The sequence below is a fragment of the Stenotrophomonas sp. YJH_SMC_8 genome, assembly GCF_059371315.1.
The window spans coordinates 91,772-104,449 of record NZ_JCAFUL010000007.1; the positions used below are offsets into that span (position 1 = coordinate 91,772).

The window sequence follows — 12,678 nt, forward strand, 5'->3', positions numbered from 1 at the left end:
ACCTGGGACGGGAGCGAGGACATGAGCCGGTCGATTCCTTCGACCTCGCATTGAAAACCCATGCCGGGTCATCTTGGCACAGAACGGCGGCCGGTCAAAGAGGGCGGTGACAGATGCCCTTACAGTGTGATCTGGTTCTCAGATCTTGCCGTCGCGCAGGTAGTCGAACAATTCGGCGTCGCCCTTCAGGCCCAGTTTGAGCATGGCGTCGCCTTTCTGCCGGCTGATGGTGCTGACGCTCTTGTGCAGCTGCAGCGAGATCTCCTTCACCGTCATGCCGGTGCCGAGCAGCCGCAGCACTTCCACCTCGCGTGGCGACAACGGCTTGCCGTCGCCCTCGCGCATGCGCCAGCTGCCCGCAGCCTCGACCCGCTCACGCAGGCTCCGGCTGATGTAGGGCTGGCCCCGATAGACCGCCTGGATGGCCTGCGGCAGTTCGTCCATCGACGAGCTCTTGTCGACCAGGCCGAGCACGCCGCTGTCGAGCACCATGCGCAGGATCGCCAGGTTGTTGGAGACGCTGAGCATCAGCACCGGCAGGTCGGGGAAGCGGCGGCGGATCATGCCGATCATGGCGAAGCCGTCGGCCTGTGGGCTGCCCGGCATGGAATAGTCGGTCACCAGCAGGTCGCAGGGTTGGCTGCCGAGCAGGGCCATCAGCGCCTGCGCGCTGTCAGCCTCGCCGACCACGCGGCCGACCCCGCTCGATTCGATGACGGCGCGGGTACCGATACGGACCACGGGGTGGTCGTCTGCGATGATGATGCGCAAGCTCATGCTCTAGTATGGCCACCGGGCAAGCCGGACCGCGACCATCGCGGCCCTGTCAGGATTCTAGGAGATCGACGCCGATGCGTAGCTGGGCTGTTCGCGGGCTGGTCCTGCTGCTGGCCGTGCTGGTGCTGCCCGTGGCGCTGGCACAGGCGGTGCCTGGGCTGTTGCCGCTCAGCCCCCTGCAGCGCGAGTACCTCGCCGCCCATCCAAGCATCGTCGTGGGCCAGTATGACAGCGGCTGGCCACCGTTCGAGTCCCTCCGTGATGGCCAGCAGGTTGGCCTGGGGCCGGATTATCTGTCGCTTCTTGCCCGTCAGTTGGGCGTGAAGGTTGAGGCCCGGCGTTATACCGACTGGACTTCCGTACTGGATGCGGCATGTCGTGGCGAGATCGACGTGGTGATGAATGTCGGTCTCAGCGCCGACCGCACCCGCTGCATGGTCTACACCGCTGCCTATGGCGAGGCGCCGTTGGCGCTGGTGGGGAGACCAGGCGATCTGCGTGCTTCGAACATGCCCGACCTGGACGGATTGCGGGTGGTCATCGAGCAGGATTTCCTGACCGGCCCGCAGGTGCGGGCACGTTTCCCACGTGCGGTGCAGCTTGTCGCAAACAGCTCGTTGGCTGCGCTGCAGATGGTCAGAGACGACAAAGCCGATGTCTACATAGGCAATGCCTACGTTGCCACCGAACTGATCGCACGCGAGCGCCTGCAGGGTGTCGTGCTGCTGCGTCCGAGCGACCTGCCCCCCGAACGGCTGCACTTCGGCGTGCCCAACAGCAAGCAACCGCTGGCCGAAGCGCTGGACCTGGCGCTGGCCGCGACCAGCGAGGCCCAGCGCGATGTACTGGTACAACGCTGGCTGCCCCCGCCGCAGTGGTCGGCATCGGCACAGCTGGCGCTGAGCCAGGCCGAGAAGCGGGTTCTGGAACAGCCGTTGAAGATCGGCTTCGCGCCGAACGCCGCCCCACTGTCGTTCGCCGACGAGGATGGCAAGCCCAGCGGCCTGGCCAGCGAGTACCTGGAACGGCTGATGCAGGCCGGTGCCAACCTGCAGGCACAGAACAGCCATGACTGGTACGAGGTGCGCGAGAAGGCGCGCCGCGGCGAACTGCAGGCGGTGATGGGCATTCCGGTCGATTCGCGCTACCTGGGCCCGGACTGGGTGTTCAGCCAACCCTTCATCAGCGTGCCGAACGTGATCGTCAGCCGCCACGACAGCCCGGCCCTGCTGGGCCTGTCCGACCTCCAGGACAGGCGTGTGCTGCTGTCCGATCCAGAGCGCGTACGTGGCTATGTGCTGCAGCAGGCGCCGCAGGCCAGGATCGTCGCCGCGCGCAGCGCCGAACAGGCCATGCAACGCCTGATCGATGGCGAGGCCGACGCCTACGTGGGTAATCTGGCCCTGGTCGACCACCTGCTGCGCACGCGTTTCCCGGGTCGCCTGCAGGTTGCCGCGCCCGCGGGTTTCAACGACCAGCTGGCACTGGCCGTGGAACGCCGGCATGCGGCTCTCGCCACGACCTTCGATCGCCTGCTGCTGCAGATGACCCCACGCGAGCGCGAAGCGCTGCGCGGCGACTGGCTGGCGGTGGAGTACCGCAACGGCATCGACTGGCGAAGCACGCTGCGCTGGGGTGTACCGCTGCTGCTGGTGCTGCTGACCGCGCTGCTGGTGCATGGCATCGGCTACTGGCGCCTGCGCCGTGAGGTGGCCGGGCGCCGCCAGCTGGAGCAGCGCCTGGCCGAAGTGACCGACAACCTGCCTGCCGTGGTCTACCAGGCCCGTCGCGAGGTTGATGGCACGCTCAGCTTCCCGTTCATTGCCGGCGACCTGCAGGCGCTGTTCGGGATCACCCGGCAGCAGGCTGAGCAGGACGCCAGGACGTTGCTGGAACGCGTCGAAGAGGAGGATCGCGCGGGCATCCTGCAGGCGGTCGAACAGGCCGCGCACCAGTTCGCACCGCTCATGCTGGAGTTCCGCCTGCGTGGCAATGGAGCAGGCCCGCGCTGGGTGCGCACCCAGGCGCAACCCTATGCCGCCGAAGCCGGTGTGGTGACCTGGAGTGGCTACTGGGTGGATGCCAGCGAGGCCCGTGCACAGGCGGATGCCCTGACCGCTGCCAAGGCCGAGGCCGAGCAGGCGGCCGAGGCGAAATCCCGCTTCCTGGCCACCATGAGCCATGAGATCCGCACGCCGATGAGTGGCGTGCTGGGCATGCTGGAAGTGCTGGCGCACTCACCGCTGGATGCAGAGCAGAAACGCATCCTTGGCGTGATCGAGGATTCGGCGCAGATGCTCCGGCAGATCCTTGACGACATCCTTGACTACTCGCGGCTGGAGGCCAACGCACTGCGGCTGGAGCCGGTACCTCAGCCGCTGCGGCCGTTGCTGGAAAGCGTGTGCCGCCTGCTCTCCGCACAGGCCAGCGCGCGCGGCCTGGCGCTGCAGGTACAGATCGATCCGCAATTGGCACCGGCCCATGAAGTGGATGGTGTCCGTCTGCGCCAGATCGTGTTCAATCTTCTCAGCAACGCCATCAAGTTCACCCCGCGCGGCGAAGTGCGGCTGCAGGTGGAAGTGATGGGCCCGACCTCCGAAGATGGCCGCCAACCGCTTCGCCTGAGCGTCACCGACACCGGCATGGGCATCGCGCCCGAACAGCTGCAGCACCTGTTCGCGCCGTTCACCCAGGCCGGCGCCTACATCCAGCGTGACCACGGTGGTACCGGCCTCGGCCTGAGCATCTGCCATCGGCTGGTGCAGATGATGGAGGGCGAGCTGGAGCTGCACAGTACGCTCGGCGAGGGTACCTGCGCCGAGGTACGGCTGTCGCTGGTGGAAGCGGGCATTGCCGATGCTGAAGCGCTGGCTGCCGAACAGGAACAGGCTGCCCTGCTGCCGCCGGCACTGCGCCAGGCACGCGTTCTGGTGATCGAGGATCATCCCACCAACCAGGCGATGATGGCCTGGCGGCTGCAGCAGCTGGGCGTGCCACACGTGCTGGTCGGTGATGGCCAGCAAGGGCTGGATCGCCTGGCATCGGAGCACTTCGATCTGGTCATTACCGATTGCCGGATGCCGGTGCTGGATGGGTTCGCCTTCACCCGGCTTCTACGTGAGCGCGAGGGACGCACCGGGCAACCCCGGCTGGCCGTGCTGGCGCTGACCGCCAGCGTGCTGGACGACGATGCGCGTCGTTGCCGTGAAGCCGGGATGGATGAGGTGCTGGCCAAGCCATTGTCATTGGCAACATTGCGTGCGGCACTGTTGCGCTGGTTGCCGCAGGCGCAGGGGCAACGGTTCGAGGAGCCGGTGCTGGAGTCCGCCACCGACGGCGTGATGCTGCCTGACCTGGCCACGCTGCGACAGCGTTTCGGTTCACAGGCCGTGGCCGAGCAGTTGCGCGACAGCCTGCTGCAGGCCAGTGAAGGTGACCTGGCCGCTGTGCAGCGCGCGCTGGAGGCCGGCGACCGTGAGGCTGCCGCGCTGCACCTGCATCGTCAGGCGGGCGGATTGGGTGCGGTGGGGGCGACGGCACTGGCCGGGCAGGCCAATGCACTGGTCGAGCGCCTGCAGGATGCGGCCGAGACCGATCCGGTGCCGTTGTTCGCCGCGGTGGCGGCATTCGTGGCGCGGCTGCAACAGCAGCTGCAGCGCCTGGCTCATTGAGCCGACTGCTGCTGCAGGTAGGCGATCACCAGCGCACGGCGTTCGGCGCTGGGGAAGGCGTTGTACATGCGTGTGCCCGGTACAACATGGGTGGGTGACTGCAGGAACGCATCCAGGGTCTGTGCGGACCAGGTGATGTCGGCGCGGCGCATGCCGTCGGAATAGCCGTAGTCGGGCAGGCTGCCGGCGCGACGGCCGATCACGCCGTGCAGGTTCGGGCCGAAGCGGTGGATGCCGCCAGGCTGCACGGTGTGGCAGCCGGCACACAACTCGAACGCGCGTTGCATGGCCTGCTGGTGCGCCTGTTCCGGCGTGGCGGGCGCTGCAGGCGGGCGCTGGCAGGCCGTGGCGACCAGGGCCACGGCAACAGCGATGAGCGGGAGTGACGCACGCATGGGCGGGCAGGATAGCGGTGCGCGGCAAGCGATGGGCTGCGACGCTCGGTCGCAGCCCGTGGCGATCACATGCCCGAGTAGTTCGGGCCGCCGCCGCCCTGCGGGGTCACCCACACGATGTTCTGGGTGGGGTCCTTGATGTCGCAGGTCTTGCAGTGCACGCAGTTCTGCGCGTTGATCTGCAATCGCGCGTTGTCCGCCTCGCCGACGAACTCGTATACACCGGCCGGGCAGTAGCGGGCTTCCGGGCCGGCGTACTCGGCCAGGTTCACCTTCACCGGAATGCTCGGATCCTTCAGCGTCAGGTGGCTGGGCTGGTTTTCGTCGTGGTTGGTGCTGCTCAGGAACACCGAACTGAGGCGATCGAAGGTCAGCACGCCATCGGGCTTGGGGTAGGCGATGCGGGTGTGCTTGGACGCCGGTTCCAGGCAGACGTGGTCCGGCTGGGTGCGGTGCAGGGTCCACGGCGGGTTGCGCACGCCCAGCTTGGGCAGCAGCCACTGCTCCACGCCGGTCATCAGGGTGGCCACGGTCTGGCCCTTCTTGAACCACTGCTTGAAGTTCTTGGCCTGCTGCAGTTCGGTGAACAGCCAGCTGGCTTCGAAGGCCTTCGGGTAGGCGCTCAGTTCATCGTGCTGGCGGTCAGCAGCCAGCGCGTCGAACGCGGCGTCGGCGCACAGCATGCCGGTCTTGATCGCCGCATGGCTGCCCTTGATGCGGCTGGCGTTGAGGTAGCCGGCCTCGCAGCCGACCAGTGCGCCACCCGGGAACACGGTTTTTGGCAGCGACAGCAGGCCACCGGCGGTGATCGCGCGTGCGCCGTAGCCGATGCGGGTGCCGCCTTCCAGGTGCTTGCGGATGTCCGGATGCGTCTTGAAGCGCTGGAATTCCTCGAACGGGCTCAGCCACGGATTCTTGTAGTCCAGGCCGACCACGTAGCCGATGGCGACCTTGCCGCCGTCGGCGTGGTACAGGAACGCGCCGCCGTAGGTGTCGCTGTCCAACGGCCAGCCGGCGGCGTGCACCACCAGGCCCGGCTCATGCTTGGCCGGGTCGATCTGCCACAGTTCCTTGATGCCGATGCCGTAGGCCTGCGGGTCCTTGCCTTCGTCCAGCTTGTAGCGGGCGATCAGCTGGCGGCCCAGGTGGCCGCGCGCGCCTTCGGCGAAGATCGTGTACTTGGCCTGCAGCGCCATGCCGCGCTCGAAGGCCGGGCCGATGCTGCCGTCCTTCTCGATGCCCATGTCGCCGGTGGCCACGCCGATCACTTCGCCGTTGTCGCCGTACAGCACCTCGGCGGCGGCGAAGCCTGGGAAGATCGCAACCTCCAGCGCCTCGGCCTGCTGCGCCAGCCAGCGCGTCACTTCGCCCAGGCTGATGATGTAGTTGCCTTCGTTGTGGAAGCACTCCGGCAGCAGCGCGTTGGGCGTGCTGCGTGCGCCGGTTTCGCTGAGGAACAGGAATTCGTCGCGGGTGACCTTCTGCTTCAGCGGTGCGCCGCGCTCGGCCCAGTCCGGGAACAGTTCGGTCAGCGCGCGCGGGTCCATCACCGCACCGGACAGCACGTGAGCGCCCGGCTCGGACCCCTTCTCCAGCACGCACACCGACAATTCGCGGCCGGCTTCGATCGCGCGCTGGCGCAGGCGGATCGCGGTGGCCAGGCCGGCGGGGCCGGCGCCGACGATCACCACGTCGAATTCCATTACTTCACGCGGGGGCAGGGCGTTGGCTTCAGCGCTCATCGATTGCATGACTCGTGGGTAGGGCCGGCATCGGGGCCACCGGCGGTGCCTGGGAATCGCGCGTGCGGCCACGGGCGAAACGGTTGTTTGAATGTGTCAGGGTACCGGGACGCGCGTGATCGAGCTAGATCAGCGATGTTCACACCACGATTGCTGCAATGCAGCGTAGGGCCGCAGCTCTGGTGGGTGCCGACCTTGGTCGGCACGCTCTGCCCGGATGACCGACAATGGCCGGGTCCTGACTGCGTGTGAGTGCCATGGCTTTGCATCCGTACGATCTGTTCGATGTCCGTTCCCTGCTCAACGAGGAAGAGCGCGCCGTACAGGAGAGCGTGGCCCGCTTCACCAACGAACGCGTGCTGCCGATCATCGGCGATGCGTTCGACCAGGCCCGTTTCCCCGACGAACTGGTGCCGGAGATCGCGTCACTGGGCCTGCTCGGTGCGACCCTGCCGGCCGAGTACGGCGGCGGTGGCCTCGGCGCGGTCAGCTACGGCCTGATCTGCCAGGAGCTTGAGCGCGGCGATTCCGGCCTGCGCAGTTTCGTCTCGGTGCAGAGCTCGCTGTGCATGTACCCGATCTACGCCTATGGCAGCGAGGAACAGCGCCAGCAGTGGCTGCCGGCGATGGCGCGCGGCGAGCTGATCGGCTGCTTCGGCCTGACCGAGGCGCATGGCGGTTCCGATCCGGCCAGCATGAAGACCCGCGCGGTGCGCGATGGCAGTGACTGGCGCATCAGCGGCAGCAAGATGTGGATCACCAGCGGCCCGGTGGCCGACCTGGCCATCGTCTGGGCGCAGACCGAGGACGGCATCCAGGGCTTCGTGCTGGAAAAGGGCATGGCCGGTTTCACCACGCAGGAGATCAAGCACAAGATGAGCCTGCGCGCGTCGCTGACTGGCGCCCTGTTCTTCGACGACGTGCGCGTGCCCGACAGCCACCGCCTGCCCAACGTAAAGGGCCTGAAGGGTCCGCTGGGCTGCCTGACCCAGGCCCGCTACGGCATCAGCTGGGGGCCGATCGGTGCGGCCATTGCCTGCCTGGATGAAGCGCTGGGCTATGCCAAGGAGCGCGTGCTGTTCGGTCGCCCGCTGGCGGCCACGCAGAGCGCGCAGATCAAGCTGGCCGAGATGGCCCGCCGCATCACCACCGCGCAGCTGCTGGCCCTGCAGCTGGGCCGCCTGAAGGAAGCCGGCCAGCTGCAACCGCAGCAGGTCAGCCTGGCCAAGTGGAACAACTGCCGCATGGCCATCGACATCGCCCGCGAGTGCCGCGACCTGCTGGGCGGCGCCGGCATCACCACCGAACACGTGGCGATCCGGCATGCGCTGAACCTGGAATCGGTGATCACCTATGAAGGTACCGAAACCGTGCACCAGCTGGTGATCGGGCGCGAACTGACCGGCATCAACGCGTTCTGAAACCTGGTTCCGGTGGGTGCCAACCTTGGTTGGCACTGCGGCCGCACGCCAAAGGCATCCACGCATGGCGTGGATCTATCGGGTGGGTGATCCGATCTGCCTTTGGTGGGTGCCAACCTTGGCTGGCACATTCCTTCGGCGCGCAACCGGGCATCGGTGCGGACCAAGGTCCGCACCCACCAGAAGCGATCCACAGCCACCAGAAGTTCTCAGCAGTCCCCTGAACCTGCCTTTGGTGGGTGCCAACGTTGGTTGGCACATTTCTTCAGCGCGCGGCCAAACATCTGTGCGGACCAAGGTCCGCACCCACCACATGCGGTCTGCGGCGCTACGCGCCGCCGGCAAACTCGTGCTGCCGCCAGGCCTCGTACATCACCACGGCCACGGTGTTGGACAGATTGAGACTGCGGTTGTCCGGCCGCATCGGCAGGCGCAGGCGGCGGCCATCGGGCAGCGCATCGAGCACGTCCTGCGGCAGGCCACGGCTTTCCGGGCCGAACAGGAACGCATCACCGTCTTCGAACGCCACGCTGTCATAGCGGACGCTGGCACGCGTACTCAGGGCGAACAACCGCTTCGGTGCGATCCGCGCCAGCGCGGTGTCCAGGTCGGGGTGCACCTGCAGGCGCGAATACTCGTGGTAGTCCAGGCCGGCGCGCTTGAGCTGCTTGTCTTCCAGTGCGAAGCCGAGCGGCTCGACCAGGTGCAGCTGCGCGCCGGTGTTGGCGCAGAGCCGGATCACGTTGCCCGTGTTGGGCGGGATTTCCGGTTGGAACAGGATCACGTGGAACTGGGGCGCGGCATTCATCGGCGCAGTGTACCTGCGACGGCCTCCGCCTTTACGGCGCACGCCCTGCGCGAGGCAGGGCGGCACCGCTTACGGGCGCAGCAGGACCTGGGCGGTTTCGGTGGCCAGGGCCTGCAGGTCGGCAGCGCTCGGACGCACCTGCAGGGCCGGCAGGTTGACGATCACCTGGTTGGCGACGCTGGTGGCGGCTGCAGCCAGGGTGGCGGCGTAGCGCTGGGCTTCCAGTTCGGCGGCCAGGGCGACGCGCTGTTCCAGGCTCGGGCGTACTTCCACCGAGGCCAGGGTGGTGATCGGCATCGCGGCGGCGACCGGGGCGGCGACGTAGCCGCTGCGCTCGGCCAGCTGGTCGGCGCTCGGGCGCACTTCCACGGTGGCCAGGGTCGGGATGCCGCTGGCCTGTTCCCAAGCCTGCTGGGCCAGCTGGTCGGCGGCCGGGCGGACCTGCACGGTGGACAGGGTCTTGATGGATTCGGAGGCCTGCACCGACGAAACAACCGCGGTGCCGGCGATCAGGGCGATGGCGATGGCAATGGTCTTGGCGTTCATGACGGGGCCTGTTTAGTGTTGGTGATCAGTGGTGTGGTAGTAAGGTAGTACACCGATTCTGGGCTTGCAAGGAAAATTTTCGATTTCCTGCATTTGTTCAGTCTTCAGTCAGCTTTCGTCTGAAGCCCTTCCTGGCGCAGGAAGTACCAAGCAATCCCCGTGCCAACTTTTAGTCGTTGATTTACAAGGGTTTTGTTTGGATCGAAAAGTGTCCGGTGGGCGGACACCTGTCCATTCGATGCGCCGCGGACACTGTCCGGACGCCTTCAGCTGGCGCATGTGACGGTTCAGGAGCCTCGATTGGCCCAGGCCGAATGGCCATCAGGGCAAACACCCCCAGTGACTGGCGACCGATTCCTGCCATTGCGTGCGCACGCTAGGATCGGGATTCACCTATGTGACCAAGGATCCGGATATGTCTCTCGCCCTTCGCCCGCGCGCTGCACTGCTGGCTGTCGCCCTCAGCACCGCCCTGGGCACGCTCGTGCCTTCCCATGCGTTGGCGGCAAAGCCGGCCGTACCGGCCAAGGTCGATATCCCGTATGAGCAGTTCACCCTCCCCAACGGCCTGCGCGTGATCGTGCATACCGATCGCAAGGCGCCGATCGTCGCGGTCAATGTCTGGTACCACGTCGGCAGCAAGGACGAACCGGCCGGCCGCACCGGCTTCGCGCACCTGTTCGAGCACCTGATGTTCCAGGGCAGCGAAAACCACAGCGGCGAATTCTTCGAGCCGTTCAAGCAGGTGGGTGCCACCAACCAGAACGGCACCACCAATACCGACCGCACCAACTACTTCGAGAACGTGCCGACCACCGCGCTGGACATGGCGCTGTGGATGGAGTCGGACCGCATGGGCCATCTGGTCGGCGCGATCGACCAGGCGGCGCTGGACGAGCAGCGCGGCGTGGTGCAGAACGAGAAGCGCCAGGGCGAAAACCAGCCCTACGGCCAGGCCTGGGACCAGCTCAACAAGGCGATGTACCCGGTGGGCCATCCGTACCACCACGGCGTGATCGGTTCGATGAACGATCTGAACGCCGCGTCGCTGGATGACGTGAAGACCTGGTTCCGCACCTGGTACGGTCCGAACAACGCGGTGCTGGTGCTGGCCGGCGACATCGACCTGGCCACAGCCAAGGAAAAGGTCGGCAAGTACTTCGGCAGCATCCCGGCCGGCCCGACCATGGCGCAGCCGGCCGTGAACGTGGCCAAGCGCAGCGCCGACACCCGCGAGACGATGACCGACAAGGTGCCGCAGGCACGCATCTACCGCGCCTGGAACGTGCCGCAGGTCGGCACCACCGAGGTCGATCAGCTGCAGCTGTTCGCGCAGGTGCTGGGCGGTGCCAAGTCTTCGCGCCTGAGCCAGCGCCTGCAGCACCAGGACAAGCTGGTGGACAGCATCGCGTCGGGCCTGTCGACCTCGCAGCTGGGTTCGAACTTCGTGATCATGGCGACGGTCAAGCAGGGCCAGGACCCGGCCAAGGTCGAGAAGATCATCGACGAGGAACTGGACCGCCTGATCAAGCAGGGCCCGACCGCGGCCGAGCTGGAGCGCGCCAAGACCGGTGCCCGCGCCGGTTTCATCCGCGGCATCGAGCGCATTGGTGGCTTCGGCGGCAAGGCCGACGCACTGGCCGAGTGCGCGGTGTTCACCGGCGACCCGGGCTGCTTCCGCACCTCGCTGGCCAACATCGAGAAGGCCAGTGCCGCTGATCTGAGCCGTCTGGGCGCGCAGTGGCTGGACAAGGGCAGCCACACCCTTGTGATTGCACCGGGTGAGCGCGTGGCGCTGAAGGAAGACCCGAGCCAGGCGCCGAAACCGTTCAACGTGCCGGCGGTGGATCCGAAGTACAGCACCCTGCCGGAGCAGGTCGACCGCAAGGCCGGCGTGCCGCAGACCCGCGAGTTCCCGCAGCTGAAGTTCCCGGCGCTGCAGCGCGCCACGCTGAAGAACGGCACCCAGGTGATCCTGGCCGAGCGCCATGAGATTCCGGTGGTGCAGTTCAGCTACCAGTTCCCGGGTGGCTTCAGTGCCGACCAGGGCCGCAAGCCGGGCACCGCCAACTTCACCATGAGCCTGATGACCGAGGGTGCGGGCAAGCTCGGTTCGTTGGCCTTTGCCGATGCCGCCGACGCGCTGGGCGCGAGCCTGGACGCCTCGGCCGGCCTGGATTCGATGAGCGTGGACCTGTCGGCGCTGAAGGAAAACCTGGCGCCGTCGCTGGCGCTGTACCGCGACCTGCTGCGCGAGCCGCGCTTCGAACAGGGCGAGATCGACCGGGTCAAGGCGAGCTGGATCGCCGGCATCCAGCAGGAGAAGGTCAACCCGGGTGCGGTGGCGATGCGCGTGCTGCCGCCGCTGCTGTACGGCAAGGGCCACCCGTATGCCATTCCGTTCACCGGCAGCGGTGACGAAGCGGCGATCAACGGCCTGACCCGCGAAGACCTGGTCGACTTCCACCGCGACTGGCTGCGCCCGCAGAACGGAACCCTGATCGTGGTCGGTGACACCACCCTGGCCGAGATCGTGCCGCTGCTGGACAAGCAGCTGGGCGACTGGAAGGCTGCGGGCGACGCCCCGCAGGTGAAGGCCGCCACCGACGTGGCATTGCCGAAGGGCCCGCGCGTGTTCCTGATCGACCAGCCGGGTGCGGTGCAGGCCAACCTGTTCGCCGGCCAGGTGGTGGCGCCGTCCAGCGCCGCCAGTTCGACCCGCTTCGATATCGCCAACGGCGTGATCGGCGGCGACTTCACCTCGCGCCTGAACATGAACCTGCGTGAGGACAAGCACTGGTCGTACGGTGCGCGCAGCAGCGCGATCAACTCGGTGGGCCAGCGCCCGTGGATGGCCAGCGCGCCGGTGCAGATCGACAAGACCGGCCCGGCGATGGCGGAAATGCGCAAGGAAATCGCCGCGTTCGCCGATGGCAGCAAGCCGGCCACCGCCGCCGAGGTCAACCGCATCCGCAACATCCAGACCCTCAGCCTACCCGGTGCCTACGAGACCGCCAGCGCGGTCGCCTCGACCATCGGTTCGATCGTGCAGTTCAAGCGTCCGGACGACTACGTGCTGCGCCGCAAGGCCGAGATCGAGGCGATGACCCCGGCGCAGGTGCAGCAGGCCGCCGCCGAGATCAAGCCACAGGCGCTGACCTGGGTGGTGGTGGGTGACCTCAAGCAGACCGAAGCGGCCGTGCGCGCGCTGAACCTGGGCGAGGTGACCGTGATCGATGCCGAAGGCAACCCGGTCAAGAAATAAGGGATGTGCCTGCCCGCCACGGCGGGCAGGCCTACCGTGGTAGCGCCGGGCCA

At 67.1% G+C, this 12,678-nt stretch carries 8 protein-coding genes; 3 read left to right on the forward strand and 5 right to left on the reverse strand.

Annotated elements, in window-relative coordinates:
• Positions 1–138: 138 nt before the first annotated feature.
• Positions 139–777: a response regulator gene (locus tag AC5P88_RS10605; protein WP_005407620.1), complete on the reverse strand. Its 639-nt coding sequence runs from the start codon at positions 775–777 to the stop codon at positions 139–141.
• A gap of 74 nt (positions 778–851) precedes the next feature.
• On the opposite strand from AC5P88_RS10605, the gene AC5P88_RS10610 reads away from it, so the two are divergent.
• Positions 852–4,448 carry an ATP-binding protein gene (locus AC5P88_RS10610; protein ID WP_495225002.1) on the forward strand — a complete coding sequence of 1,199 codons (3,597 nt, stop codon included), beginning with the start codon at positions 852–854 and terminating at the stop codon, positions 4,446–4,448.
• Here the strand turns inward: AC5P88_RS10610 and AC5P88_RS10615 are convergent.
• Positions 4,442–4,843 carry a c-type cytochrome gene (locus tag AC5P88_RS10615; RefSeq protein WP_106548745.1) on the reverse strand — a complete coding sequence of 134 codons (402 nt, stop codon included), beginning with the start codon at positions 4,841–4,843 and terminating at the stop codon, positions 4,442–4,444. The two genes, AC5P88_RS10610 and AC5P88_RS10615, sit on opposite strands and share 7 nt — an antisense overlap.
• Before the next feature lie 65 nt (positions 4,844–4,908).
• Positions 4,909–6,585 carry an electron transfer flavoprotein-ubiquinone oxidoreductase gene (locus AC5P88_RS10620; RefSeq protein ID WP_111113299.1) on the reverse strand — a complete coding sequence of 559 codons (1,677 nt, stop codon included), beginning with the start codon at positions 6,583–6,585 and terminating at the stop codon, positions 4,909–4,911.
• A 257-nt stretch (positions 6,586–6,842) separates the two neighbouring features.
• Between AC5P88_RS10620 and AC5P88_RS10625 the strand changes: the two genes are divergently transcribed.
• Positions 6,843–8,006, forward strand: coding sequence for an acyl-CoA dehydrogenase family protein (locus AC5P88_RS10625; protein ID WP_005420799.1), 1,164 nt, complete (start codon positions 6,843–6,845; stop codon positions 8,004–8,006).
• 328 nt (positions 8,007–8,334) lie between these two features.
• Here AC5P88_RS10625 and AC5P88_RS10630 read toward each other — a convergent pair whose 3' ends face one another.
• Both AC5P88_RS10630 and AC5P88_RS10635 read right to left on the reverse strand, forming a co-directional pair.
• Positions 8,335–8,814, reverse strand: a complete 480-nt coding sequence (locus AC5P88_RS10630; RefSeq protein WP_495225003.1) for a tRNA (cytidine(34)-2'-O)-methyltransferase — start codon at positions 8,812–8,814, stop codon at positions 8,335–8,337.
• 69 nt (positions 8,815–8,883) lie between these two features.
• Positions 8,884–9,360, reverse strand: coding sequence for an XAC0231 family protein (locus AC5P88_RS10635; protein ID WP_005407626.1), 477 nt, complete (start codon positions 9,358–9,360; stop codon positions 8,884–8,886).
• Positions 9,361–9,775: 415 nt separating this feature from the next.
• On the opposite strand from AC5P88_RS10635, the gene AC5P88_RS10640 reads away from it, so the two are divergent.
• A complete protein-coding gene (locus tag AC5P88_RS10640; protein WP_495225004.1) occupies positions 9,776–12,625 on the forward strand; it encodes a M16 family metallopeptidase in 2,850 nt (949 codons plus the stop codon).
• The last annotated feature ends 53 nt before the right edge of the window (positions 12,626–12,678 follow it).